This is a genomic window from Streptomyces sp. NPDC006711 (genome assembly GCF_042869775.1).
Taxonomy (GTDB): domain Bacteria; phylum Actinomycetota; class Actinomycetes; order Streptomycetales; family Streptomycetaceae; genus Streptomyces.
Window position 1 is genome coordinate 195,357 of record NZ_JBIAGO010000010.1, and the last position, 25,501, is coordinate 220,857.

The window sequence follows — 25,501 nt, forward strand, 5'->3', positions numbered from 1 at the left end:
CGGAGCCCCAGGAGTCCCGGCTGCGGGCCGTGGGTGGCTGGTCGCGCAGTTCCCCGCGCCCCTGAGTGTCCGGTGCTGGCCGGCGCGGGCATCCTCGGCCTGTCGCCGTGCCCGTGGCGGGGTCCGTGCTGGCCCGTGTGCACATACCCAGCCCGTCCGGCGATTGAGGACGAGCGCGTTCAGCGCGAACGGGGTCTGGGGCGGAGCCCCAGGGGGACGGGTGCGGGACGGGCTACAGGGACCGGTACTGGATGGGACTCGCATCCAGGGGGGCGAGTCGTTCGATGCGGCCCGTTTTCTCCAGCCGCCGCACATGCGCCTCCGCCTCGGAGACGGCAATCGTGCGCGACCCGTACGGAATCTGCTCCCAGGGCCGGTTCCACTCCATGCGCTCGGCCAGTTGCCACGGCGTGAGCGGCGTGGACAGCAGGGCGAGCAGCCCGTTGAGGCGGTCCTCGTGGTGGGCCAGCAACTCGGCCACCCGAGCCCGCGCGCCCGTGAAGGGATGCTGGTGCGCGGGCAGCACCTCCGCGACCCCGAGCCGCCCGACCCGTTCGAGGGAGTCGAGATAGTCGCCCAGCGGATCGGTGCAGGCGGCGTCGTCGGGGTCCTCGTACAGACCGATGTGCGGCGTGATGCCGGGGAGCAGGTGGTCGCCGCTGAACAAGCGGCCGTTACCGGGGAGTTGGGACGGATGCGCCTCCTCCAGGTGGAGGCAGACGTGACCGGGCGTGTGCCCGGGCGTCCAGATCGCGCGGAGCCGGCGCCCGGCCAGCGGCAGCAGCTCGCCGGGCGCGATCTCGCGGTCGGGCAGCGCCGCCCGCAGCCCCGGCAGGGTCCCCGTGCGCCCGGACGCGCGGGCCTCCCGCAGGGGAGCGAGGTGTTCCTCGGGCGCCCCGGCGGCCGCGAGCTTGGCGCAGAGATAGGTGAGCCAGAGCCCGGGTTCGGACGCCCGGGTGCGGCGTACGACGGCCGCGTCGGCGGCGTGCATCGCGATCCAGGCCCCGGACGCCTCCCTGACCCGGCCGGAGAGCCCGTGGTGGTCGGGGTGGTGATGGGTGATGACCACGCCGTGGACGTCGCCGACCTCCGTACCGAGCGCGCGCAGCCCGGCCGTGAGGGTGTCCCAGGACGTGGGATCGTCCCACCCGGTGTCGACAAGGACCGGACCCCGGTCGGTGTCGAGGAGGTGGACCAGGGTGTGGCCCAGCGGGTTGTCCGGTATCGGCACCTTGATGGAGTGGACGCCGCCCCCGTGGTCGGTCACCTGAGGCGCGGCCGGCTCCTGCGACATGGAGTCCTCGTCTCCTCGGTGTCCTGCGGACGTACGGCCGACCGCACGTATCACGCTCTCAACGCCTCAACGCCTCAACGCCTCAACGCCTCAACGCCTCAACATCTCGCCGTCCCGCCGTCACTATAACGAGAACTGACGCATCGTCAGCCCGCCGACGCCGAAACATCCGCAAACGCCCCGCGCCCCCGCCCCCGCCGTGGACTCCTGCAACAGGAACTGGTATCAGTTCTGAAACAGCGTCAGGTCCCGGGAGGCACCAGGTCATGACCGAACTCGTGGAACACCGACAGCTCTTCATCGGCGGGGAGTTGACCGACCCCCTCGGCTCCGGCGTCATCGAGGTCATTTCGCCGCACACCGAGGAGGTCATCGGCCGCGTCCCGCACGCCTCGCCGGCCGACGTGGACCGGGCCGTCGCCGCCGCGCGCACGGCGTTCGAGTCGGGACCCTGGGCGCGGGCCACACCCGAGGAGCGCATCGAGGTGGTGGCGCGGATCAAGGACGCGATCCTCGCGCGGCACGAGGAGATCGCCCGGACGATCAGCGCGCAGAACGGCTCGCCGTACTCCTGGAGCGTGCTCGCCCAGGCGCTCGGCGCGATGATGGTGTGGGACTCGGCCATCACCGTCGCCCGTCAATTCCCGTACGAGGAAAGGCGAACGGGCGCGCTCGGCCCGCTCCTGGTGCGGCGTGAGCCGGTCGGTGTCGTGGCGGCCGTGGTGCCGTGGAACGTGCCCCAGTTCGTGGCCGCCGCCAAGCTCGCCCCGGCGCTGCTCACCGGCTGCTCGGTGATCCTCAAGCCGTCGCCCGAGACGCCGCTGGACGCCTACATCCTGGGCGAGATCGCCGCCGGGGCCGGGCTGCCCGAGGGCGTCCTGTCCATCCTGCCCGCCGACCGCGAGGTCAGCGAGTACCTGGTCGGGCACCCCGGCGTCGACAAGGTGGCCTTCACCGGGTCCGTCGCCGCCGGCAAGCGCGTGATGGAGGTGGCCGCGCGCCACCTGACCCGGGTCACCCTGGAGCTCGGCGGCAAGTCGGCCGCGGTGATCCTGCCGGACGCGGATCCGGAGGCGGCCGTCGCCGGTGTCGTCCCCGCCGCCTGGATGAACAACGGGCAGGCCTGCGTGGCCCAGACGCGCGTCCTCGCGCCGCGCGCCCGCTACGACGAGTACGCCGAGGCATTCGCCGCCGCCGCGAACGCGCTGGTCGTCGGGGACCCGATGGACCCGGCCACCCAGGTCGGGCCGCTGGTCGCCGAGCGCCAGCGCCGCCGCTCGCTCGACTACATCCGCATCGGCCAGGAGGAGGGCGCCAAGATCCTCGCGGGCGGCGGCCGCCCCGCCGGGCTCGACCGGGGCTGGTACGTCGAGCCGACGCTCTTCGGCGAGGTCGACAACACGATGCGCGTGGCCCGCGAGGAGATCTTCGGGCCGGTGATCTGTCTGCTGCCGTACGAGGACGAGGCCGAGGCGCTGCGGATCGCCAACGATTCCGCGTACGGGCTCAGCGGCAGCGTGTGGACCGCCGACGTGGAGCACGGCATCGACTTCGGGCGCCGGGTGCGCACCGGCACCTTCAACGTCAACACCTTCAGCCTCGACATGCTCGGCCCCTTCGGCGGCTACAAGTCCTCAGGTCTGGGGCGGGAGTTCGGGCCCGAGGGCTTCGGGGAGTACCTGGAGCACAAGATGATCCATCTGCCGGCCGGGCACGGGGGCGCGTGATGGGCGACCGTTGGCACGTCGAGGTCGACCGGAGCGTGTGCATCGGCTCCGGCATGTGCCTCCATCACGCCCCGGACGGCTTCCGGCTCGACGCCGCGCGCCAGTCCCATCCCCGTACGCCCGACTCCGACGCCGACGAGCACGTCCTGGCCGCCGCCGAGGGCTGCCCGGTGGAGGCCATTTCGGTCACTCTGCTCGGCACCGGCGCGAGCGTCTTCCCGCCCGAGGAGTGAGTCCCGGCGACCCCGGGCGGCTCCGGCAGCCGGTCAGGGGCTCGGCGGGGCGGTGATGTCGATCAGTTTGCAGACCGTTTCGATGTCGATCTTGACTTGTGCGATGGAGGCCCGGCCCGAGAGCCAGGTGATCAGGGCCGAGTGCCAGGTGTGCTCGATGACCCGGACGGCGGAAAGCTGCTCCGGGCTCGGCCGGTCGAGCCCCATCGCGTCGAGGATGATCGCCGTGGTCTGTCGCGAGACCGTGTCCACCTCGGGGCTGACCGAGCGGTCCGCGAAGGTGAGCGCCCGCACCATCGCGTCCGCCAGATGCGGCTCGCGCTGGAGCGCGCGGAAGGCCCGCATGAGGGTTTCGGCCACCCGCTCGGCCGAACCGGCACCGGACGGCGGATGCTTGCGCAGCGTGCCGTGCAGGTGCTGCAACTGGTCCTGCATCGTGGCGACCAGCAGGTGGATCTTGGAAGGGAAGTAGCGGTACAAGGTGCCGAGCGCGACCCCCGCGGCCTCGGCCACCTCGCGCATCTGCACCGCGTCGAAGCCGCCCCGGCCGGCCAGCTGGGCGCTCGCGTGCAGGATGCGGCGGCGCCGGGCCTCCTGGCGTTCGGTCAGGGCAGGGGAGGCCGAGGTGGCCGCCTTGACTTCCGCTGTCATATGTACCGTTCCGTTTGTCGGCTTCTCCGGCTTCTCCGGCTTCTCCGGCGTTCTCTGCCACGGTCTTCGGCGGCCCAGCATGGCAGGGGCCCCGTGGTGGCGCGAATCACCTGATCCGGCCCTTACAGTCGCACTACCTGCCGGTAGATTCGATGCTCCTTGAGTGATCAAAGCACGCTCAAGAAGGATCAAGTCTGGAACTTGTTCTAGATTAGCGCGAGCGGTTACGCTCCGGCGAAACGCAGTGATGAAGGGGGCCGCGAGTGACCGCTGAGGCCATAGAAGCAAGCCCCCGCACCGGGGACGCCGACCGCGCGGACGAACGCCCGCTGCGCATCGCGCTCCTGACCTACAAGGGGAACCCGTTCTGCGGCGGCCAGGGCGTCTACGTGCGTCACCTCTCGCGCGAACTGGCCCGGCTCGGCCACCACGTCGAGGTCATCGGCGCCCAGCCCTACCCCGTGCTCGACGAGGGCGTCCGGCTCACCGAGCTCGCCAGCATGGACCTCTACCGCTCGCCCGACCCCTTCCGCACCCCGGCGCGGGAGGAGTACCGGGACTGGATCGACCACCTGGAAGTCGCCACCATGCGCACCGGCGGCTTTCCCGAGCCGCTGACGTTCTCGCTGCGCGCCCGGCGCCATCTGGCCGGACGCCGGGGCGAGTTCGACGTCGTGCACGACAACCAGACCCTCGGCTACGGCCTGCTCGGCGACCTCGGCGCGCCCCTGGTCACCACGATCCACCACCCCATCACCGTCGACCGCAGGCTCGAACTGGACGCGGCCCCCGACTGGAAGCGCCGCGCCTCGGTGCGCCGCTGGTACGGCTTCACGCACATGCAGAAGCGGGTCGCCCGCCGGCTGCCCTCCGTGCTCACCGTCTCCGGCACCTCCAAGGGTGAGATCGTCGACCACCTCGGGGTCCGCGAGGACCGCATCGAGGTCGTGCACATCGGCGCGGACACCACCCTGTGGTCGCCCGATCCCGCCGTCGCCGAGGTGCCCGGCCGCATCGTGACCACATCGAGCGCGGACGTCCCCCTCAAGGGCCTGGTCTTCCTCGTCGAAGCCCTGGCCAAGGTGCGCGCCGAGCGCCTTGACGCCCACCTCGTCGTCGTCGGCAAACGCGCCGAGGACGGACCGGTCGCCCAGGCCATCGAGAAGTACGGGCTCGCCGACGCCGTCGCGTTCGTCAAGGGCATCACCGACGCCGAACTCGTCGACCTCGTACGCTCGGCGCAGGTCGCCTGCGTACCGTCGCTGTACGAGGGCTTCTCGCTGCCCGCCGCCGAGGCCATGGCCACCGCCACCCCGCTGCTCGCCACGACCGGCGGCGCCATCCCCGAGGTCGCGGGCCCCGACGGCGAGACCTGCCTCGCGGTGCCGCCCGGCGATGCCGGCGCGCTGGCCGCCGGACTCACGCGGCTGCTCGGCGACGCGGAGCTGCGGGCCAGGCTCGGCGCGGCGGGCCGCGAACGCGTCCTGGAGCGGTTCACCTGGGCCCGCGCCGCCGAGGGCACGGCCCGGCTCTACCGCGAGGCCATCGCCGCCCAGGGCCGCCCGGCCCGGAAGGCGGCCAGGTGACCCGGAGCGCGAGCGCCGGACGCCCGGCGTCCGGCCGCCGCGGCCCAGGGGGGTGCCTGGTGACGCGGCGCCCCCAAGACCACGCCCGACCCCATCCCCCCGTCCGCGAAAGCAGGCATCCGTGCTGACCGTCGACTTCTCCCGCTTCCCGCTCGCCCCGGGCGACCGCGTGCTCGACCTGGGCTGCGGCGCGGGCCGGCACGCCTTCGAGTGCTACCGGCGCGGCGCCCAGGTCGTGGCCCTCGACCAGAACGGCGAGGAGATCCGCGAGGTCGCCAAGTGGTTCGCGGCGATGAAGGAGGCGGGCGAGGCACCCCAGGGCGCCACCGCCACCGCGATGGAGGGCGACGCGCTGAACCTGCCCTTCCCCGACGAGTCCTTCGACGTCGTGATCATCTCCGAGGTCATGGAGCACATCCCCGACGACAAGGGCGTGCTCGCCGAGATGGTCCGCGTCCTCAGGCCCGGCGGCCGCATCGCGGTGACCGTGCCGCGCTACGGGCCCGAGAAGGTGTGCTGGGCGCTGTCCGACGCCTACCACGAGGTCGAGGGCGGCCACATCCGCATCTACAAGGCCGACGAGCTCGTCGCCAAGATGAAGCAGGCCGGTCTCAAGCCGTACGGCAGCCACCACGCGCACGCGCTGCACTCGCCCTACTGGTGGCTCAAGTGCGCCTTCGGCGTGGACAACGACAAGGCGCTGCCGGTCAAGGCGTACCACCAGCTCCTGGTCTGGGACATCATGAAGACCCCGGGCATCAGCACCCTGACCCGGCTCGCCGAGCGGGCGCTCAACCCGGTCGTCGGCAAGAGCTTCGTGGCGTACGCGACCAAGCCGCACCTGCCCGTGCTCGCGGAAGAGAGCGCCGCCAAGTGACCTCTCCGGAGCGCACCGAACACCTCGTGCTGCCCGGGGTGCTCACCGCGGCCGAGGCGCGCCAGACGGTCGCGGCGCTGCTCGCGGCGCAGCGCGCCGACGGCGCCATCCCCTGGTTCCGCGGCCACCACCTGGACCCCTGGGACCACACCGAGGCCGCGATGGCGCTGGACGCGGCGGGCGAACACGCCGCCGCCGAGCGCGCCTACGACTGGCTGGCCCGCCACCAGAACGCGGACGGCTCCTGGTACGCCGCCTACCACGACGGCGCCCACGACAAGGTCACCGACCACGGCCGTGAGTCCAACTTCGTCGCCTACATCGCCGTCGGCGTCTGGCACCACTACCTCGCCACCGGCGACGACGCCTTCCTCGACCGGATGTGGCCCGTCGTGCTGGGCGCCGTCGAGTGGGTCCTGGCCCTTCAGCAGAGCGGCGGACAGATCGGCTGGAAGCGCGAGGAGGACGGCAGCGCCGTCACCGACGCGCTGCTCACCGGCAGCTCCTCCGTGCACCACGCGCTGCGCTGCGCGCTGGCCATCGCCGACCAGCTCGAAGAGCCGCAGCCCGACTGGGAGTTGGCCACCGGCGCGCTCGCCCACGCCATCCAGCGCCACCCCGAGCGCTTCCTCGACAAGTCCCGCTACTCGATGGACTGGTACTACCCCGTCCTCGGCGGCGCGCTCACCGGCGCCGACGCCAAGGCCCGCATCGAGTCGCTGTGGGACGACTTCGTGGTGCCGGGGCTCGGCGTGCGCTGTGTGCTGCCCAACCCCTGGGTCACCGGCGGCGAGAGCTGCGAACTGGCGCTCGCGCTGTGGGCGATGGGGGAGTCCGACCGCGCCCTGGACGTCCTCCAGTCCATCCAGCACCTGCGGGACGGGGCGACGGGCATGTACTGGACGGGGTACGTCTTCGAGGGCGACCGCGCGGTGTGGCCGGAGGAGCTGACGACGTGGACGGCGGGGTCGCTGCTGCTCGCGGTGGCGGCGCTCGGCGGCGACGAGGCGACCGGAGCCGTCTTCGGCGGCGACCGGCTCCCCAGGGGCCTGGCGCCGTCCTGCTGCGTCTAGGGGGTGTCTGGGACGACCCGTACGGAGTCGCCCGGGTGGCGCAGTGCGGCGGTGCGGGTGAGGCTGCCGGGGAGGCCGAACATCCCCGGAGGTCATCGTGCCCACTACCTTCCCCATCCGCCGCATAATCGTGGCGGTCGTCCTGTCCTGCGCCGTTCTGGTGCCGACGACCGCCTGCGGCGGAGCGACCAGCTCCACCCAGAGCGCCGCGCTCGCCGCGGCCGAGAGCGCCCCGTCGCCGAGCGCGTCGGCCGAGCGGCAGAAGCTCGCCAAGACGCGCTTCGTCGCCAACGCCGGACTCGCGGCGGGCGCCGCCTACCAGTGGATCGTCAAGCCGTACAAGGCCGGCAAGTTCAAGAAGGGCGCCAAGGGCCGTACGTTCGCCCTCGTCAAGGCGGGCCTGGCCGGCGCGTTCACGTACAACCGGCTGAAGGCCGCGTCCGAGAACGCCAAGGGCGACCCGCTGCTCTCCAAGGCCGTCGCGCCCCTCAGCTCGGGCATCGACTCGCTCAAGAACCTGGGCGGCAAGCTGCGCAAGGGCGACGCGAACGACCAGGACGTCGGCATGTTCCAGAACGTGATCGACAGCGTCAAGGGCGCGGGCCAGAAGGCGGGCGCGCCGGTCAAGGACCAGGTGCCGTCGGCCGGTCAGCTCAGCGGCGGCTGAGCGGCCGCTGAGCGGCGCGGCTAGGCGTTCAGCTCCGCGAGCGTGCGGAGCGTCAAGGGGTCCGGTGAGGTGACCAGGAGGTCCGTCACCGGGCCCTGGCGCCACAACTCCAGCCGCTCCGCTATGCGTTGACGGGGCCCCACCAGGGAGATCTCGTCGGCGAACGCGTCCGGCACGGCCGCGACCGCTTCCTCGCGGCGGCCGGCGAGGAACAGCTCCCGCACGCGGCGCGCCGCCTCCTCGTACCCCATGCGCGCCATCAGATCGGCGTGGAAGTTGCGGGTGGCGTGGCCCATGCCGCCGATGTAGAAACCCAGCATCGCCTTGACCGGGAGCAGCCCGTCGGCGATGTCGTCGCACACCTGGGCCCGCACCAGAGGGGCCACCATGAAGCCCTCGCGCAGCCCCGCGAGGGCGTCGGCGTACGCCTCGGTGCGGGTCGGCGACCAGTACAGCGGGAGCCAGCCGTCCGCGATGCGGGTGGTCTGGGCGACGTTCTTGGGGCCCTCGGCGCCCAGGAGTACGGGCAGGTCCGGGCGCAGGGGGTGGGTGATGGCCCGCAGGGGCCTGCCGAGGCCCGTGCCGTTCGCGCCGGCGTAGGGGTGGGTGTGGAAGCGGCCCGCCAGCTCCACCGGCCCCTCGCGGCGCAGCACCTGGCGGACGATGTCGACGTACTCGCGGGTCGCGGTGAGCGGGCTCGCGGGGAAGGGGCGCCCGTACCAGCCCTCGACGACCTGTGGCCCCGAGAGCCCGAGGCCCAGCATCATCCGGCCGCCCGAGAGGTGGTCGAGGGTCAGGGCGTGCATGGCGGTCGCGGTGGGGGTGCGGGCCGCCATCTGCGCGACGGCGGTGCCGAGGCGGATGCGGGAGGTGTGCGCGGCGATCCAGGTCAGCGGGGTGAAGGCGTCCGAGCCCCAGGCCTCCGCCGTCCACACCGAGTGGTAGCCCAACTCCTCGGCCGCGCGGGCCAGTTCGAGGTGGGCGGGGTTGGGCCCGCGCCCCCAGTAGCCCAGTGCGAGTCCCAGGCGCATGCGCGTCCCCTCCCGTGTCCGGGCGCCCGAACCTGACGGGCCGTCAGGGGACTGTAGGGCAACGGCCCCCCGCCCGGAAGGGGCGGGGGGCCGTCGTGGAGCGGTGCGGGCGGATCAGCCGCGCTGGATGCCGGTGGTGTCCTGAAGGACGCCGCGGCGGCCGTCCTGCGTCTGGGCGACCAGGCCGGGACCGCGCTGGTCGACCGCCAGGTACCAGGTGCCGGGGGCGAGCTCGGCGATCGGGGTCGGCGAGCCGTCCTCCGCGTACAGCGGGCGGGCGACGGGGACCGCGAACCAGAACGGGGCGAAGTCACCGGCCGGGGCGCCGGCGGCGGCGGGCTGTGCCTGGGTGTCCTTGGCCGGTTCGGCGGCCGGGGTCTGCGCGCCGTACGGCTGGGCCTGGGCACCCGGCTGGCCGCCGAGGCTCGGGTCGCCGGGGTGGGCGCCGTAGGGCTGCTGGGCGGCGCCGGGGTAGCCGTAGCCGCCTGCGGGCTGGGCCGCGCCCGGGTATCCGTACCCCTGCGGGGCGGCCGGGCTCGGGGTGCCCATGAGCGGCGCCTTCAGGGCGCCGACCAGCGGCGAGGCCACGGCGGCCGCAGCGAGCACCAGCGTGGCGATGAGGCCGAGGATCATGCCGGCGCCCGAGTCGCGCGCGTCGATGATCGTCCAGAACGTGGTCCACGCGGCGAAGACGGTGAACGCCACGCCGAACTGCGTGAGGTCCAGGCCGGCGACCTTCTTGGGCTGCGGCAGCGAGCGGCCGACGACGACCAGCACCGCGCCGATGATGCCCGCGAGGAAGATGCTCATCAACTGCGGGAGCGCATCCCAAGCATTCGCCTCGTCGACGCGCGCGCAGGACAGCTCGTTGCAACTCGACGCGGACGAAAGATGCAGGAACGAGGCGATGAACAGCAACACCGCTGCACCGATCACCACGCCGTCGCCTCGTGTGAGGGAGCGGATGTTCACGTAAAAGTCCTCTTTTGTGTCGTCTCGTCGGGGCGGTCATCGCTGCCGCCGGTGTACGTGCACACGGCGTGAAGCTCTAGGTGGTTCCCCCTGTGCGGAAGAATCTATCGTCTGGATCCGCGGGCCGTACGGCGGGTCGGGAGCCTACCCGGCCAGGAACGCCATAATGCCGTCGGCGATCCCCTGCGCGGCCTTCTGGTGCCAGTCCGCGCTCTTGAGAAGCGCCGAATCCCGGGAATCACGCATGTTGCCGCACTCGATGAACACCTTCGGAACGGTCGACAAGTTGAGCCCGCCGAGGTCGCTGCGCACGTCGAGAGCGGTGCCGTCGCCCACGTAGTTGGAGGCGTTCATGCCCGTGTCCTGGGCGAACTTCCCCGCGATCCGCACACCGAGTTCACGCGAGGGACCCACGATGGGCGCGGTGTCGGCGGCCCCGCCCTTCACCTTCGCGGGCAGGATGACGTGAAAGCCGCGCTGGCCCTCGGCCGCGCCGTCCGCGTGCACCGATACGGCGGCGTCCGCCTTGGCCTGATTGCCGATCCTGGCCCGCTCGTCCACACACGGCCCGAATGTCCGGTCGTTGTCGTAGGTGAACACGACCTTCGCGCCCTGCTTTTCGAGGATCGTCCTGATCCGGTGCGCCACATCGAGGGTGAACTCGGCTTCCGTATAACCGTCGTTGGTCTCGGTGCCGGTGGTGTCGCATTCCTTCTTGTTCGTTCCGATGTCCACCGGCTCATTGATCTCTTTTGTATGCCGGAAATTATTCGGATTGTGACCGGGGTCGATGACGACCGTCTTCCCGGCGAGCGGCCCGGCGCCCGGTCCGCCCTGCGGCGGGGCGGAGGGGCTTGGGGAGGCGGGGCGCGGGGTGCCCGTGACCGTCAGGGTCGCGGTGCCGGTCCCGGGGCGCGCGGACTGCTCGGTGCGGCTGGGCAGGGGCAGCGCCCTGGCGGGCTTGTCGTCCCGGCCGCCGGCGGCGCCGATCGCCTGCCACCCGAGCCAGCCCGCCAGGGCGGCCGGCGCGAACGCCGCGAGGGCGATGAGGGCCCGGCGGCGCACGCGGCGCGACCGGCTGTCCGGATTCGATGACTCGCTGTCGTACGACACGCACGCGATGCTAGCCGGGCCACCCCGCCCGGCCCGGGCACGCGACACCCCGAAGTGTCACGCCCGCCCGCGCCGTCGCGGGCCCCGTGTCACAGCGCGGCGGACGTCCGGCGCAGGACCCGCAGCGAGTCGGTCGCCGAGACCTCGGTGAACGCGCCGGACTCCAGGGCCCGCAGATAGACGCGGTAGGGGGCCTGGCCGGTGAACTCGTCCACCGGGTCGGGGAAGACGTCGTGGATGACAAGCAGGCCGCCCTCGGCGAGCTTGGGCGCCCAGCCCTCGTAGTCGGCGCTCGCGTGCTCGTCGGTGTGGCCGCCGTCGATGAAGACGAGGCCGAGCCGCCCGCCCCACACCCGGGCCGCCTGCGGGGAGTGCCCGACCACCGCGATCACGTGGTCCTCGAGGCCCGCCGCGTGCAGGGTCCGCCGGAAGGTGGGCAGCGTGTCCATCCGGCCCACCTCGGGGTCCACCACGGTCGGGTCGTGGTAGTCCCAGCCCGGCTGCTGCTCCTCGCTGCCTCGGTGGTGGTCGACGGTGACGGCGAGCGTGCCGCACTCGCGGGCCGCCTCGGCGAGCAGGATCGTGGAGCGCCCGCAGTAGGTGCCGACCTCCAGGAGGGGAAGGCCGAGCGCCCCGGCGGCGGTCGCGGCCGCGTACAGCGCCAGTCCTTCCCGTACGGGCATGAAGCCCTTGGCCGCCTCGAAGGCGGCCAGGATCTGCGGCTTGGGAGTGGCCACGGCCGGGCTCCTTGGGGTGTGGGGTGTATGGGCGCTCCATGGTGCCGTACGCCGCGCGGGGGTTGCCCGGCGGGCGGGGGGCGCCGGGCGGGCGGGGCGGGCGGGGCGGACCGCGCCGGGGTGCCGGGCTTCCGGTCACCTGACCTTCCATCAGATTGAAACGTGTTCTACTCTTGCGCCGTTCCGGATCCAGCTCCATGCCGTCGCCGAGGGCGTCCTCGGCCCGCCCCCGAGACTGAAGGGTCCCGCTGCCGTGAACAGTGCGATGAAGAGGGCGATGAAGAGTTACGTCGTCGGTGTCGGCATGACCAGGTTCGAGAAGCCGCAGTCCCGCGACTGGCAGTACTGGGACATGGTGAAGGAGGCGGGGGGCGCGGCGCTCGCGGACGCGGGGATCGACTACGGCGCGGTGGAACAGGTCCCCGTCGGCTACTGCTTCCAGGCCTCGACGGCCGGTCAACGGGCCGTGTACGAACTGGGGTTGACCGGCGTGCCCGTCTACAACGTCAACAACAACTGCGCGACCGGGGCGAGCGCGCTGATGCTGGCGCGGCAGTTCGTCGAGGGCGGCGTCAGCGACTGCGTCCTCGCGATCGGCTTCGAGAAGATGAAGCGGGGCGCGCTCGGCGGGGGCTCCGACGGCGGCGACTTCGCGACCTCGCCGGTGGCCCGGCACTACGGGGTCATGGCGGCCCGCCACGGCTTCGAGACGACGCCGCCCACCGCGCAGATCTTCGGCAACGCGGCGCGCGAGCACATGGAGCGGTACGGGACGACCCCGGCGCAGCTCGCCGCGGTGGGCGCCAAGAACCACCGCCACTCCGTGCACAACCCCAACGCGCAGTTCCAGGACGCGTACACGGTCGAGGAGGTGCTGGCCGCGAAGACCATCCACCGGCCGCTGACCAAGCTCCAGTGCTCCCCGACGTCCGACGGCGCGGCGGCGGCGGTCGTCGTGTCGGAGCGGTTCGTGGAGCGGCGCGGGCTCGGCGACAGGGCGGTCGAGCTGGCCGGCCAGGCCATGACGACCGACACCGAGGAGTCGTTCGCGTCGGGCAGCTGCGTCGACGCGGTGGGGGCGCCGATGTCGCGGGAGGCGGGGCGGAGGGCGCTGGAGCGGGCGGGGCTCGGGATCGACGACGTCGACGTCATCGAGCTGCACGACTGCTTCTCGATCAACGAGCTCTTGACGTACGAGGCGTTGGGGATGTGCGCGCCGGGGGAGTCGGGGAAGCTGGTGGAGTCCGGGGCGACGACGTACGGCGGCCGGTGGGTGGTCAACCCGTCCGGCGGCCTGATCTCCAAGGGCCACCCGCTGGGGGCGACGGGACTCGCGCAGGTGGCGGAGCTGGTGTGGCAGCTGCGGGGGGTCGCGGGGGCGCGGCAGGTCGAGGGCGCGCGGGTGGGTCTCGCGCACAACATAGGCCTCGGCGGCGCGGCAGTGGTCACGCTCCTGCGCCGCTGACCCCCACGTGCGGGCGAAGGTTTCCACGCGGGCCGGCACGACCCGGCCAGGGGCGCGGGGGCAGGCGGGGTGTGCCCATGCGGGCCAGTACCGACCCCGCCAGGGGCGCGGGGGCAGGCTGGGTATGCCCATGCGGGCCAGTACCGACCCCGCCAGGGGCGCGGGGAACTGCGCGCTCAGCCACGCACGGTCGGCAGCCGGAGTCCCTGGGGCTCCGCCCCAGACCCCGTTCGGCCTGAACGGCCTCGTCCTCAATCTCCCCCAAGGCCTTAAGGGCCAGGGGGGACCCCCATGACAGGCTGAGGTTGCCGCTGCGGGCCAGCGCGGCCCCCGCCAGGGGCGCGAGGGACTGGCTGGGTATGCGCATGCGGGCCAGCGCGGAGCCTGCCAGGCGCGGGGTCGGGGCAGCCTTCGGGACGGGAAACCCCGTGCGACCATGACTCGCATGGCCCACGCCTCCAGTGACACCCACATAGCCGCCCCCGCCAAAACCCCCCGCACCTGGCCGGTCGTCGCGGCCGCGTGTGCGGGGCAGTTCCTCGTCGTGCTCGACGTGTCCGTCGTCAACGTCGCCCTGCCCTCGATGCGCACCGGCCTCGGCATGAGCGCGGGCGGCCTGCAATGGGTGGTCAACGCGTACGCCATCGCCTTCGCCGGGTTCATGCTGCTCGGCGGCCGCGCGGGCGACCTGTACGGACGCAAGCGGATGTTCCTCGTGGGCCTGGGCCTGTTCACGCTGGCCAGCCTCGGCGGCGGCCTCGCCCAGGAGGGCTGGCAGCTGCTCGCGGCGCGGGCCGCGCAGGGGCTCGGGGCGGCGGTCCTCGCGCCGGCCACCCTGACCATCCTGACCGCCGCCGTCCCCGAGGGCGCCGCCCGCACCCGGGCGATCGGCACCTGGGCGGCGGTCGGCGCGGGCGGCGGCGCGGCGGGCGGCCTCGTGGGCGGCGTGCTCACCGACGCCCTGTCCTGGCGCTGGGTGCTGCTCATCAACGTGCCCGTCGGCGCGCTGGTGCTGCTCGGCGCCGTGCTCTGGGTCACCGAGTCGCGGGCCCGCGAGCGCCACCGGCTCGACCTGCCGGGCGCGGTCCTCGTGACGGCGGGGCTCGCGACGCTCTCGTACGGCATCGTGCAGACCGAGGAGTCGGGCTGGGGCGCGCCCGCGACGCTGGTCCCGCTGCTCGGCGGCCTCGGCCTGCTGCTCGCGTTCCTCGTCGTGGAGCGCAGGACCGCCGCGCCCCTGATGCCGCTGCGGCTCTTTGGGCTACGGGCCGTCTCGGGCGCCAACGCCGTGATGTTCGTGTGCGGTTCGGCGATGTTCTGCACCTGGTTCCTGATGACCCTGTACGCCCAGAACGTGCTCGGCTACACCCCCCTGGACGCGGGCCTCGCCTTCATCCCCAGCTCGCTCAGCGTCGTCCTCGGCTCGAAGCTGGCCCCGCGCCTCATGCCGTGGACCGGGGCGCGGAACCTGGCCGTGCTCGGCATGCTGGTGACGGCGGCCGGGTTCGGCTGGCAGTCCACGATGCGCGCCGACGATCCCTACTGGCTCTCCATCCTGGTGCCGGGCGTACTGATGATGACCGGCGCGGGACTGGCCACAACTCCCCTTGCCTCACTGGCCACTTCGGGGGCGGCGCCGGGTGAGGCGGGCCTGGTGTCGGGCCTGATCAACACGTCCCGGACGATGGGCGGCGCGTTGGGCCTCGCGGTGCTGTCCACGGTCGCGGCGTCCCGGACCGGCGCGGTCCAGAGCGCGGAGAACCTGACCGCCGGGTACGCCCTGGCCTTCCGGGTCGGCGGTTTCGTCCTGCTGGCGAGCGTGGCGCTCGGCCTGGTGTGGCTGCCGAGGGCGACGGGCCCGGCCCGGCGGGGCTGAGGCCGGATTGACGCCGGGGCCTCAGAGCCAGCCCTGCTGACGGGCGGACCGTACCGCCTCCATGCGGTTGCGGGTGCCGGTCTTGCCGATGGCGGAGGACAGGTAGTTGCGGACCGTCGACTCCGACAGGTGCAGCTTGCCCGCGATGTCGCTGACCGTCGCCCCGTCCACCGCCGCGTTCAGGACGTCGCGTTCGCGCGCGGTCAGCGGGCTGGGGCCCGCGCTGAGGGCGGCGGCCGCGAGCGCCGGGTCGATGACGGTCTCGCCGCGCAGCACCCGGCGGATGGCCTCGGCCAGTTCCTCCACCGGCCCGTCCTTCACGAGGAACCCCGCGGCGCCCGCCTCCATGGCCCGGCGCAGATAGCCGGGCCGGCCGAACGTGGTGAGGATCAGCACCCGGCAGTCCGGCACTTCCTCGCGCAGCTCGGCGGCCGCGTCAAGACCGCTCTTGCCCGGCAGTTCGATGTCGAGCAGCGCGACGTCCGGCCGCGACACCAGGGCCTGCGGGACGATTTGGTCGCCGGCCGAGACCTGTGCGACGACCTCCATGTCCTCCTCAAGACCGAGCAGCAGCGCGAGCGCGCCGCGCATCATGCCCTGGTCCTCGGCGAGCAGAACGCGCACGGATGCGGCGGGTCGGTGGTCCTGGGGCATCTCGTCCATGGGCTCAGGTTACGGCCACGGGCGCGGTCGCCATCGCCGCCCGGTCCGGGCCGCGCCCGGGGGCTCGTGGCGTGGCGGCGATGAGTTTGGGGACGGCGCGGGGTCTGTCTGGTCGTGGGGGGGCAACCACCCACCCGATCAAGGAGCGCGCGTCATGACCGTCACCTACACCTTCGACGTCTTTTCCAGCCTCGACGGCTTCGGCGGCGTCACCAGCGCCGACTGGGGCGGGTACTGGGGCAAGCAGGGGCCCGAACTGCTGGCGCACCGGCTCGCCCTGTTCGGCCAGGAGCAGCGGATGGTGTTCGGGGCGACCACCTACCGGCAGTTCGCGCGGATGCTGGCCGAGAGCACCGAGGAGTCCGGGGTGCGTGACCCGTGGGTGGCGCGGATGCGGAACATGCCGGCCACGGTGGTCTCCAGCACGCTGAGCGAACCGCTGGACTGGCCGGACGCGACGGTCGTGCGCGGCGACGCCGTCGAGGCCGTCGCCCGGCTCAAGCGCGAGTCCGCGGTGCCGCTGCGCTCGCACGGCAGCCTGTCCCTGAACCGGGCGCTGATGGCCGCCGGCCTGGTCGACCGCGTCCAGGTGACGCTCTTCCCGGTGATCACCGGCCGGACCGGGGACGCCCCCGTCTTCCGGGGCGCGGCCGACTTCGACCTCGAACTGATCGAGAGCCGTACGCTCGACGGCCGCATCCAGGAACTCGTCTACCGCCCCACCCTGCACGGCTGAGCCCACCCCGCACGGCCGGACCCACCCCGCACGGCCGAGGGGGCGGCACGCCGGCCGCCGCGTCAGCCCGCCGCCCGCTCCACCCCGTACTCCTGCGCCGTACTCAGTTCGGCGTCCAGTGCCGTGTCCTGCGGGTCCACCGGGAGTTCGGCGCTGACCTGGAAACCGGCGCGGGGCGCGGGGCCCGACCGCAGGGAGCCGCCCGCCGAGGCCAGCCGTTCGGTCAGGCCCTTCAGCCCGTTGCCGCCGGTCCGGGGCGACGGGGCGGGCGCGGCCGGGACGCCCCTTCCGTTGTCGGTGACCGTCAGGAGCACCCGCTCCGGCGTGCCCTCGATCACGATCTCGCAGCGCGTCGCGGCGCTGTGGCGTACGACATTGGTGACGGCCTCGCGGATCACCCAGCCCAGCAGCGCCTCGGCCTGCGCGGGCAGCGGCGGGCCCGACTGGCGTACCAGCGGCTCCACTTCGGCGGCGCCCAACGCCGAGCGGGCCCGGTCGAGTTCGGTGGCGAGGCTGCCCTCGCGGTAACCGGTGACGGCCTCGCGGATCTCGGTGAGCGCCTGGCGGCCGACCGACTCGATGTCGGCGACCTGGCCGAGCGCCGCGTCCAGGTCGCGCGGCGCGATCCGGCGGGCGGCCTCCGACTTCACCACGATGACCGAGAGGGTGTGGCCGAGCAGGTCGTGCAGGTCGCGGGAGAAACGCAGGCGCTCCTTCTCCACGGCGGTACGCGCCAACTCCTGGCGGGTGTCGCGCAGTTCGCGCACGGTCTCGGACAGCGAGAGGAGGGCCGCGATCACCATGCCGGACAGGAACGTCCCGTACGCGATGGTCATGTTGTCCCACGGGTCGCCGGTCTTGATGCCGGAGATGACACCGACCGAACCCGCGAGCGTGAGGATCACGACGCCCAGGCGCCGGTCGCGCAGCACCGCCCCGCAGGTCAGGGAGAACAGCGGGAAGAAGAGCAGCCAGCTCCCGCCGTAGCCGAGACCGAGGGCGTAGGTGACGGCGCCGAGCGCGCCGAGCAGGACCAGGGTGGCCCGCTCCTCGCGGCGCGGCTTGTCGAAGGCCCGGTAGGCGACCAGCGCGTACAGGACGACGAAGGCGACGATGCCGAGGCCGCCGAGGACCGGGTGAGCCACATCGCCCCTGACCACGTCGATCGCGGCGCCGGTGCCCATCAGGAGCCACGGCAGGAAGGTGTGGGCGTTGGCCGGCGGACCGGGGAACTCGTCGGGCTTGGCTCCCCGCGCGGGCAGCTTCGGCAGCAGTGATGGCATCGCGTTCTCCCCGTTTTTACGGTCCGACGGTCCGACGGCCCGAAGGCACATGAGGTCACCCGGTCCCGGCGCTCACACGGTCCGGGCGGACCGGCGGTAGGAGACCACGGCGTACGAACCGAAGACCACCAGCCAGGCCGCCATCAGGGCGATGGTGGCGACCCCCGGGGCGTGGCCCCGCGAGGTGGCCCAGCCGAGGTCGGCGAAGCGGTGGGTCGGAGTGTACTCGGCGATCCTACGCAGCCAGCCGGGGAAGGCGGTGACGGGGAACCACAGGCCGCCGAGGATCGCCAGGCCCATCAGACAGGCCACGTTGACGACCCCGGTGGCCTGCGCGGAGAGCCGGTAGCCGTTGCCGAGGCCCAACATCGTGAAGGGCAGCGCCCCGAGCCAGAGCAGCAGCGTGAGCGCGGCCCACTGCCAGGCGTCCAGGCGCACCCCGTCGACCAGCGCGCCGGCCAGGAACACGGCGAGGATGCCGGGCAGTACGGTCACCGAGCCGCTGATGGCCCGCCCGGTCACCACCTTCGCCGGGGAGAGCGGGGCGATCCGCAGCTGGCGCAGCCACCCGATCGACTTGTCGGACGCGACCCCGGTCCCGACGCCGAGGGCGGCGCCCAGCGCGCCGTAGGCCGCCATGCCGATCATCGACTGGACCTTCCAGTCGTCGCCGTTGCCGGCCCCGCCGATGTTGGTGAAGAGCAGATACATCAGGACGGGCATCCCGATGCCGAAGATCACGAATGAGGCGTCCCGCAGGGTGCGCCGCATCTCCAGCTTGATGTACTCGATCATCGGACGGTCTCGCTTTCGTGCGCGGTGAGGGAGAGGAAGGCGTCCTCCAGGCTCGCGGGGGCCACTTCGAGGCGGCGTACGGCGCCCATGGACGCCAGCGCCATGACGGTGGCGTCGGAGTCGGAGGTGCGCAGCCGGGCCCGGTCGCCGTCGGTCTCGACACCGACCACGCCGGGCAGCAGCGCGAGGCCGGCGCTGGAGGCGCCGGCGAGGTCGAAGGAGACCAGGCTGCCGCCGGCCGCCTGCTTGATCTGCTCGCCGGGCCCGTCGGCGACGACGCGGCCCCGGTCGATGACGACGACGCGGTCCGCGTTGTCGTCGGCCTCCTCGAGGTAGTGCGTGGAGAACATGACGGTGTTGCCCCGGCCGGCGTAGACGCGCATCGACTCCCAGAACGCGCGGCGCGCCTCCACGTCGAGGGCGGCGGTCGGCTCGTCCAGGAGCAGCAGTTCCGGGTTGCCCGCAAGCGCCATCGCGAACCGCACCCGCTGGGTCTGGCCACCGGAGAGCTTGTCGACCCGGCGCCCGGCGAACTCGGTGAGCCCGGCGAGGGCCAGCGCCTCGGCGACCGGCATCGGCTTCGGATACATGCTGGCGATGAAGAACACCAGCTCGCGCACGGTCACCCGGGGAATCGGGCTGCCCTCCTGGAGCATCGCCCCGACGAGCCCGTCCCGCACCGCCCGCTCCGGGGTCCGGCCGAAGACCCGCACCTCGCCGGCGTCGGGCTCGTTCAGGCCGAGCAGGAGGCCGATGGTGGTGGACTTGCCGGCGCCGTTGCGGCCGAGCAGCGCCACGGTCTCGCCGCGCCCGATGGCCAGCTCGGCCCCGTCCACGGCCCGCACCGCCCCGTAGGACTTCACCACCCCGCTGAAGCGGACCGCGGTGGCGCTCTGTGTCGTCGTCTGCGTCATGTCCCGAACGCTACGGAGCCTCCGGGGGGCCGCCCCAGATGCGCTTGTACGGAGCTGGGCGGGACAAATGTCCTGGGTGCCCCCGGCGAGGAGGGCGAGGAGGCCGTACGGGCAAGGGAGCTGACGCGGCGTCAGAAGCCTTCCCAACGGCCGGGGCGTGCGCTATACCTGGGGGCCGTCGGCCTAGAACGCGTTCTAGAACGGGTCCCGCACCGGGCGGACCGGCCCGGAGCGCGTCCTCGGTCCGGTCCAGGACGACCTCGGTGGGGCCGACGGTGCGGACGGCCGCGCCGAGGTCTTCGCCCCGTGCCCGCACCACGCTCAAGGAGCAGCATCCCGATGCCCATCGATGCCGCGAAGGCGCTCGCCGCCGAGCCCCGGTCCACCACCATCACCTGGGACCACAAGGACGTACAGCTCTACCACCTGGGGCTCGGCGCGGGCCGGCCCGCCACCGACCCCGACGAACTGCGCTACACCCTGGAGTCCAAGCTGCACGTGCTGCCCTCCTTCGCGACCGTGGCGGGCGCCGGCATGGGCGTGGTCGGGGGCCTCTCCGCGCCCGGCATCGACGTCGACCTCGCGGCGGTGCTCCACGGCGGCCAGTCCATCACCGTGCACCGGCCCGTGCCGGTGCGCGGCGAGGCCACCTCGACCTCCAAGGTCGCCGCCGTCCACGACAAGGGCAAGGCCGCCGTCCTGGTCCTGCGCACCGAGGCCGCCGACGCGGACGGACCCCTGTGGACGAGCGACGCGCAGATCTACGTACGCGGCGAGGGCGGCTTCGGCGGCGAGCGAGGGCCCTCCACCCGCGCCGAGCTGCCCGACCGGGACCCCGACCACGTGGTGGAGCGCCCGGTGCGCGAGGAACAGGCCCTGCTCTACCGCCTGTCCGGGGACTGGAACCCGCTGCACGCCGATCCAGACTTCGCCAAGCTCGCCGGCTTCGAGCGGCCCATTCTGCACGGCCTGTGCACGTACGGGATGACGCTCAAGGCCGTCGTGGACACCCTGCTCGACGGCGACGTGACCCGGGTGCGGTCCTACGCCACCCGCTTCACCGGGATCGTCTTCCCGGGCGAGACCCTGCGCATCCGGATGTGGCCGGCGCCCGGCCGCGTCCAGGTGACGGTGACGGCCGTCGAGCGGGACGACGCGCCGGTACTGGCCGACACGGTCGTAGCACTCAACTGAGCCCGCCCGCAACCGGGCCCGCCTGTCCCGTAAGTGGTCAAGGACTTGTTCCGGCACGTGAGGGAACCCGAGGGGAGCCGCACCATGCGCGCAGCCGTACTGCACGAGATCGGCCAGGACAAGCTGGACGTGGTCGACGACATGGAGGCCACCGGGTTCGGGCCGGGCAAGGTCAAGCTCCGCGTCCGCGCCACCGGCCTGTGCCACTCCGACCTGTCGGCGATGAGCGGGGTGCTGCCCCAGCCCGCGCCGTTCGTGCCCGGCCACGAGGGGGCGGGCGAGGTCGTCGACGTCGGTGACGGCGTGAGCGGCATCGCGCCGGGCGACCGGGTCCTGATGTGCTGGCTGCCGGCGTGCGGGGCGTGCCCGTCCTGCAAGCGCGGCCAGACCCAGCTCTGCCTGGCCGGGTTCATGAACGCCGGGACCCCCAACTTCCGCCGCCCCGGCGGCGACGTGTTCGGCTTCGCCGGCACCGGCACCTTCGCCGAGGAGGTCGTGGTCGCGGCCGGCTGCGCGGTGCCGATCCCCGACGACGTGCCGTACGAGATCGCCGCGCTCATCGGCTGCGGGGTCACCACCGGACTCGGGGCCGCCATCAACACCGCGCGGGTGGAGGCGGGTTCGTCGGTCGCCGTCATCGGGTGCGGCGGGGTCGGCATCAGCGCCGTCCAGGGCGCCCGGGTGCAGGGCGCGGCCCAGATCGTGGCCGTCGACCCGGTCGCCTCGCGGCGCGAGGCGGCGCTCCGGTTCGGCGCCACCGAGGCGGTCTCGCCCGAGGAGTTCGCCGACGCCAAGCAGCGGATCACCGCGGGCGAGGGTTTCGACTACGTCTTCGAAGTGGTCGGCCGCTCGGCGACCGCGCGCACCGCGTACGAGAACACCCGGCGCGGCGGGACCCTGTGCGTGGTCGGCGCCGGCGCCCTTGACGACTTCTTCCAGGTCAACATGTTCGAGCTGTTCTTCGACGAGAAGCGCATCCTGCCGTCGATGTACGGCGGCGGCGACGTGCTGCGCTCCTACGAACGGGCCATCGCGCTGTGGCGGGCGGGCCGCATCGACCTGGAGGGCCTGATCACCCACCGGGTACGGCTGGCCGAGATCAACGACGCGCTCGACCAGATGCGCAGCGGCGAGGCGCTGCGGACGTGCGTGGAGCTCTGAACCCGTCGCCGCCCGATGCCGGTGGCCGTCCGGCACGGGTCGCCGTCCGGCACGGGTCGCTCTCCGGCGCCCGCCCCCTTTTCCCCTCTGTGAGAGGACCCAACCGGCATGACAGCACCAGCACTGCCACTTGAAGGGCTTTCCGCGATCGTCACCGGCGCCGGGCGCGGGCTCGGCCGGGCCGAGGCGGTCGAACTCGCCCGGCTCGGCGCGGCCGTCGTCGTCAACGACTTCGGACAGCCGGGCCGCGACGGTTCTGGGCAGGCCTCGGCGGGCCCCGCCGAGGAGGTCGCCGCCGAGATCCGCGCGGCGGGCGGCCGGGCGACGGCCCACACCGGTGACGTGGCCGATCACCAACAGGCGCGCGCCATGGTCGACTTGGCGATCGAGACCTACGGCAAGCTGGACATCCTGGTCAACAACGCGGGCATCCTGCGGGACCGGATGATCTTCTCGATGAGCGAGGCCGAGTGGGACTCGGTGATCCAGGTGCACCTCAAGGGGCACTACAACACCACCCACTTCGCCGCCGCGCACTGGCGCGAGCGCGCCAAGGCGGCGGGCGGCCCGGTCTACGGCCGCGTCGTGAACACCTCCTCGGAGGCCTTCCTGGCGGGCTCGGCCGGCCAGCCCAACTACGCGGCGGCCAAGGGCGGCATCGTCGGCCTCACCACCTCAACGGCGCTCGCGCTGGGCAAGTACGGGGTGACGGCCAACGCGATCTGTCCGCGGGCCAGGACGCGGATGACCGAGGACGTGTTCGCGGGGTTCGCGGAACCGGGTGAGGGCGAACTCGACCCGCTGGCGCCGGAGCACGTCTCGCCCCTGGTCGGCTACCTGGCCTCACCCGCGGCCGCCCGGGTCAACGGGCAGCTCCTGGTGGTGCACGGCGGGATGGTCGCGGTCATGGAGCGGCCGCGGGTGGCCGCGCGGTTCGACACGGCGAAGGAGGTCTTCTCGTACGAGGAGCTGGACGAGCTGATCTCTCCGTACTACGCGGGCCGTCCCAAGGACGAGACGTTCGCGGCGACGGAGGTACTGGGGCTGCGCCACGGGTGAGGTGGCGCCGGGGTTCCCACCCGTGCGCGGCCCCGGCGCACGCCCGGGTGCGCAGTTCCCCGCGCCCCTTAAGGCCCGGCCCCGTGCGCTTTCGGGTGCGGGCCGTGGGTGGCTCGGCGCGCAGTTCCCCGCGCCCCTTGGCGGGGCTGGTGCTGGCCCCCGTGGGCGACCCGGGGCAGGGTTCATGCCGGCCCAGCCAGGCATCCTCAGCCCGTCCGGCGTTTGAGGACGAGGCCGTTCAGGCCGATCGTGGTCTGGGGCGGAGCCCCAGGGAGCTTGGCTGCGGGCCGTGGTCGCTCCTCGCGCAGTTCCCCGCGCCCTGGTGGGGTCGGTGTTGGTTCGCGTGGGAAACCTCAGCCCCTGGCAGGGGCTGTGCTGGCCCGCAGCGGCATAGTCAGCCCGTCCGGCGATTGAGGACGAGCGCCCTTCAGGCGCGATACGGGGTCTGGGGCGGAGCCCCAGGGGGCTCGGGTGCGGGCCGTGGTCGCTCCTCGCGCAGTTCCCCGCGCCCCTGGCGGGGTTGGTGTTGGCCCGCGTGGGAAACCTCAGCCCCTGGCGGGGTCGGTGCTGGCCCGCATCGGCAACCTCAGCCCGTCCGGCGTTTGAGGACGAGGCGGTTCAGGCCGATCAGGGTCTGGGGCGGAGCCCGGGGTGGGTGTGGGACCGGCGAGGGCCCGGGCTCCGTGGTGGGTCAGGCGGTGCTGGGCGCGTTTTCCTCGCGCCGGTGGCGCCCGTGGGGCGGCGTCACCGAATCCTCGGTGGACGCCGCACCCCCCCGGTGCCGGCCCCCGTGGTCGTTCCCCGTCTCCTGCGGACGGATGTCGGTCTGGTTGGACATGAGCTGTGGTCACCCCGTAGTCGTCTTCACACGTATCGCTCGTACAGGGCGCCGATTCTAACGATCTCCTGACGGGGGCCGACGGCCGGTCAGGGGCGCCTGACCGAGGGGTACGGGCTTGGTGTGGGCCGCAGGCGGCGGCGCGGGCGGGGCCGGCGCGGGGTCGGCCGGCGCGGCCAGCTCGTGCACCGCGCACGGGTTGGCCCGCGTGGCGTACGGAAGTCGCAGCACCCCCTGCGCCGTCCACAGTCCCGCACCCGCCAACCACCCCTGCGGAGCGGCCAGTTGGTGCAGGCGGCGGCCGGCCGGGCGCCAGACGCCGAGCCAGGTGCCGGCCGCCGCGTCGATGCGCAGGGCCACCGCGCAGGACTCCGGCATCAGGACCTGGCCCGGCTGTATGGCGAACGGCGTGACGGCCGCGTCCGCAAGACGCAGGCACTCGGGAAAGCGCACCGGCAGCGCGGAGCCGAGCACGCCCCAGCCGAGCCGGTCGTGGCCCGGCGCGTTCGAACGGATCAGGAGCAGCCCGCTGTCGGCATCCGCGAGCAGCAGCCGGTCGTCGCTGTCCTCGGTGATCTCAAGGAGCTCGGTGACCTCGCCGCCGCGCTCCAGGTCGACGGTGACCGCCTTCGTGCGGCCGTCGAGCTCCCGGTCGAGGGCGAGCAGCCGTCCGGTGCGGTCCAGCCAGACCCCGCCCGAGCAGCGCCCCTTGATCCGGGTCACCAGCTCGGGGCCGAACGCGCCGCCCGCCACCCGCCACAGCGCCGTGCTGTCCTGGCCGGCCGCGACGGCGTAGGCACAGGTGCCGTCCGGGGACGGCGGGAGCAGGGTGAGCTCGTCCGCCCCGGCGTCCACCGTGCCGAGCGGCAGCTCGCCCGTGGCGGGTCCAGTGGGATAGAGCAGGGCGAAGGCATGCCGGCCGGCGATCCGGCGCTGGATGAGCACCCGGCCGTCCGCCAGGGGCAGCACCCCCGTGTCCGGTTCCTCCGGCTGGTTGCCGGGGAGCGGCACCGCGTACGGCTCGGGGCCGTCGAGCGTCCAGCGCTCGGGGAACCAGGCCGCGCTCCCGCCCTCGTCGCGCGCCAGCCGCGCGGCGTACGAACCGTTCGCCGCGATCGCGAATCCCGTACCTGCGACCGCGCCGTCCTCGGCTGCGGACTCGATGGCCAAAGCCGTCATCAGATGGGTCACCTCCGGCCACCGAAGCTAGTTTTCGCACCTTCGGCCCGACAACGTGAGCCCTGCGGCTTCACACCAATGGGTGGCCCTGGCGCGGTTCGCCGGTGGGGAGCGGGGCGGATGTGCAGGAACGGTTTACGTGAGGGCCCCGGCCCTCGCCGTGACCGCCGGGCTCTGCCTCGCGGCCGCCACCGACAGGACGGCGGCCATGGGCACGGACGCGGCGCCCGGCCGGTTCCCGCGCACCGTGCGGTACGCGACGGGCGCCACCGACATCAAGGCGACGCCGACATCCCGCGCCCCACGAACCAGGCGTGACGAGGCGGGCGCGGGACGAGGCGGTGACGCGGCGGGTGCGGCGAAGCGGGTGTGACGCA

24 protein-coding genes are annotated in these 25,501 nt (G+C 73.1%); 13 read left to right on the plus strand and 11 right to left on the minus strand.

All coding sequences use genetic code 11. The features are described from left to right. Positions 1-232: 232 nt before the first annotated feature. Positions 233-1,294: an MBL fold metallo-hydrolase gene (locus ACFYM2_RS21645; protein ID WP_388838325.1), complete on the minus strand. Its 1,062-nt coding sequence runs from the start codon at positions 1,292-1,294 to the stop codon at positions 233-235. A gap of 266 nt (positions 1,295-1,560) precedes the next feature. Here ACFYM2_RS21645 and ACFYM2_RS21650 point away from each other — a divergent pair, with 266 nt between their 5' ends. After that, on the plus strand, positions 1,561-3,021 hold the full coding sequence (locus ACFYM2_RS21650) for an aldehyde dehydrogenase (RefSeq protein WP_359006028.1): 1,461 nt from the start codon (positions 1,561-1,563) through the stop codon (positions 3,019-3,021). After that, positions 3,021-3,254, plus strand: a complete 234-nt coding sequence (locus ACFYM2_RS21655; RefSeq protein ID WP_388838328.1) for a ferredoxin — start codon at positions 3,021-3,023, stop codon at positions 3,252-3,254. The genes ACFYM2_RS21650 and ACFYM2_RS21655 overlap by 1 nt, the downstream gene beginning before the upstream one ends. Positions 3,255-3,287: 33 nt before the next feature. Here the strand turns inward: ACFYM2_RS21655 and ACFYM2_RS21660 are convergent, their stop codons facing one another. Further along, positions 3,288-3,905, minus strand: a complete 618-nt coding sequence (locus ACFYM2_RS21660; protein ID WP_350230041.1) for a TetR family transcriptional regulator — start codon at positions 3,903-3,905, stop codon at positions 3,288-3,290. Between the two features lie 263 nt (positions 3,906-4,168). On the opposite strand from ACFYM2_RS21660, the gene ACFYM2_RS21665 reads away from it, so the two are divergent. The 4 genes from ACFYM2_RS21665 (at position 4,169) to ACFYM2_RS21680 (ending at position 8,108) form a co-directional block, all read left to right on the plus strand. After that, positions 4,169-5,491 carry a glycosyltransferase family 4 protein gene (locus tag ACFYM2_RS21665; RefSeq protein ID WP_359006034.1) on the plus strand — a complete coding sequence of 441 codons (1,323 nt, stop codon included), beginning with the start codon at positions 4,169-4,171 and terminating at the stop codon, positions 5,489-5,491. Between the two features lie 121 nt (positions 5,492-5,612). After that, the gene (locus ACFYM2_RS21670) at positions 5,613-6,368 is read left to right on the plus strand and encodes a class I SAM-dependent methyltransferase (protein ID WP_388457930.1); all 756 of its coding nucleotides are present in this window, start codon (positions 5,613-5,615) and stop codon (positions 6,366-6,368) included. Continuing rightward, the gene (locus ACFYM2_RS21675; protein ID WP_359006038.1) at positions 6,365-7,441 is read left to right on the plus strand and encodes a prenyltransferase; all 1,077 of its coding nucleotides are present in this window, start codon (positions 6,365-6,367) and stop codon (positions 7,439-7,441) included. Before ACFYM2_RS21670 ends, ACFYM2_RS21675 begins: the two co-directional genes overlap by 4 nt. Positions 7,442-7,538: 97 nt before the next feature. Beyond that, on the plus strand, positions 7,539-8,108 hold the full coding sequence (locus tag ACFYM2_RS21680) for a hypothetical protein (protein WP_359006040.1): 570 nt from the start codon (positions 7,539-7,541) through the stop codon (positions 8,106-8,108). 20 nt (positions 8,109-8,128) lie between these two features. Here the strand turns inward: ACFYM2_RS21680 and ACFYM2_RS21685 are convergent, their stop codons facing one another. The 4 genes from ACFYM2_RS21685 to ACFYM2_RS21700 form a co-directional block, all read right to left on the minus strand. Beyond that, the gene (locus tag ACFYM2_RS21685) at positions 8,129-9,139 is read right to left on the minus strand and encodes an LLM class F420-dependent oxidoreductase (RefSeq protein ID WP_388838331.1); all 1,011 of its coding nucleotides are present in this window, start codon (positions 9,137-9,139) and stop codon (positions 8,129-8,131) included. A 114-nt stretch (positions 9,140-9,253) separates the two neighbouring features. After that, positions 9,254-10,111: a hypothetical protein gene (locus ACFYM2_RS21690; RefSeq protein ID WP_388457925.1), complete on the minus strand. Its 858-nt coding sequence runs from the start codon at positions 10,109-10,111 to the stop codon at positions 9,254-9,256. Between the two features lie 144 nt (positions 10,112-10,255). Beyond that, positions 10,256-11,224: an N-acetylmuramoyl-L-alanine amidase gene (locus ACFYM2_RS21695; RefSeq protein WP_388838334.1), complete on the minus strand. Its 969-nt coding sequence runs from the start codon at positions 11,222-11,224 to the stop codon at positions 10,256-10,258. Positions 11,225-11,313: 89 nt separating this feature from the next. Beyond that, positions 11,314-11,907 carry a class I SAM-dependent methyltransferase gene (locus tag ACFYM2_RS21700; protein ID WP_388838389.1) on the minus strand — a complete coding sequence of 198 codons (594 nt, stop codon included), beginning with the start codon at positions 11,905-11,907 and terminating at the stop codon, positions 11,314-11,316. Positions 11,908-12,238: 331 nt separating this feature from the next. Between ACFYM2_RS21700 and ACFYM2_RS21705 the strand changes: the two genes are divergently transcribed. Both ACFYM2_RS21705 and ACFYM2_RS21710 read left to right on the plus strand, forming a co-directional pair. Continuing rightward, complete coding sequence (locus ACFYM2_RS21705) at positions 12,239-13,426, plus strand: beta-ketoacyl synthase N-terminal-like domain-containing protein (protein ID WP_388838337.1); 1,188 nt, start codon at positions 12,239-12,241, stop codon at positions 13,424-13,426. A gap of 436 nt (positions 13,427-13,862) precedes the next feature. After that, on the plus strand, positions 13,863-15,302 hold the full coding sequence (locus tag ACFYM2_RS21710; RefSeq protein WP_388838340.1) for an MFS transporter: 1,440 nt from the start codon (positions 13,863-13,865) through the stop codon (positions 15,300-15,302). A gap of 21 nt (positions 15,303-15,323) precedes the next feature. On the opposite strand, the gene ACFYM2_RS21715 is transcribed toward ACFYM2_RS21710, so the two are convergent. Continuing rightward, positions 15,324-15,965 carry a response regulator transcription factor gene (locus tag ACFYM2_RS21715; protein WP_359008545.1) on the minus strand — a complete coding sequence of 214 codons (642 nt, stop codon included), beginning with the start codon at positions 15,963-15,965 and terminating at the stop codon, positions 15,324-15,326. A gap of 154 nt (positions 15,966-16,119) precedes the next feature. On the opposite strand from ACFYM2_RS21715, the gene ACFYM2_RS21720 reads away from it, so the two are divergent. Beyond that, positions 16,120-16,701 (plus strand): dihydrofolate reductase family protein, encoded by a 582-nt coding sequence (locus tag ACFYM2_RS21720; RefSeq protein WP_359008547.1) that lies wholly within the window; start codon positions 16,120-16,122, stop codon positions 16,699-16,701. A 62-nt stretch (positions 16,702-16,763) separates the two neighbouring features. On the opposite strand, the gene ACFYM2_RS21725 is transcribed toward ACFYM2_RS21720, so the two are convergent. From ACFYM2_RS21725 to ACFYM2_RS21735, 3 genes are all read right to left on the minus strand, one after another. After that, positions 16,764-17,984 (minus strand): histidine kinase, encoded by a 1,221-nt coding sequence (locus ACFYM2_RS21725; protein ID WP_388838343.1) that lies wholly within the window; start codon positions 17,982-17,984, stop codon positions 16,764-16,766. Positions 17,985-18,056: 72 nt separating this feature from the next. Further along, positions 18,057-18,779: an ABC transporter permease gene (locus tag ACFYM2_RS21730; protein WP_388838346.1), complete on the minus strand. Its 723-nt coding sequence runs from the start codon at positions 18,777-18,779 to the stop codon at positions 18,057-18,059. After that, positions 18,776-19,693, minus strand: a complete 918-nt coding sequence (locus ACFYM2_RS21735; protein ID WP_388838349.1) for an ATP-binding cassette domain-containing protein — start codon at positions 19,691-19,693, stop codon at positions 18,776-18,778. Before ACFYM2_RS21735 ends, ACFYM2_RS21730 begins: the two co-directional genes overlap by 4 nt. 339 nt (positions 19,694-20,032) lie before the next feature. Between ACFYM2_RS21735 and ACFYM2_RS21740 the strand changes: the two genes are divergently transcribed. The 3 genes from ACFYM2_RS21740 to ACFYM2_RS21750 all read left to right on the plus strand — a co-directional run bounded on the left by ACFYM2_RS21740 (position 20,033) and on the right by ACFYM2_RS21750 (position 23,107). Further along, on the plus strand, positions 20,033-20,887 hold the full coding sequence (locus ACFYM2_RS21740; protein WP_388838352.1) for a MaoC/PaaZ C-terminal domain-containing protein: 855 nt from the start codon (positions 20,033-20,035) through the stop codon (positions 20,885-20,887). Between the two features lie 84 nt (positions 20,888-20,971). After that, the gene (locus ACFYM2_RS21745) at positions 20,972-22,048 is read left to right on the plus strand and encodes a Zn-dependent alcohol dehydrogenase (RefSeq protein WP_359008557.1); all 1,077 of its coding nucleotides are present in this window, start codon (positions 20,972-20,974) and stop codon (positions 22,046-22,048) included. A 108-nt stretch (positions 22,049-22,156) separates the two neighbouring features. Further along, a complete protein-coding gene (locus ACFYM2_RS21750) occupies positions 22,157-23,107 on the plus strand; it encodes a 3-oxoacyl-ACP reductase (RefSeq protein ID WP_359008559.1) in 951 nt (316 codons plus the stop codon). 895 nt (positions 23,108-24,002) lie between these two features. Here ACFYM2_RS21750 and ACFYM2_RS21755 read toward each other — a convergent pair. Then, complete coding sequence (locus ACFYM2_RS21755; protein WP_388457907.1) at positions 24,003-25,124, minus strand: hypothetical protein; 1,122 nt, start codon at positions 25,122-25,124, stop codon at positions 24,003-24,005. Positions 25,125-25,263: 139 nt separating this feature from the next. On the opposite strand from ACFYM2_RS21755, the gene ACFYM2_RS21760 reads away from it, so the two are divergent. Further along, a complete protein-coding gene (locus ACFYM2_RS21760; protein WP_388457905.1) occupies positions 25,264-25,497 on the plus strand; it encodes a hypothetical protein in 234 nt (77 codons plus the stop codon). The last annotated feature ends 4 nt before the right edge of the window (positions 25,498-25,501 follow it).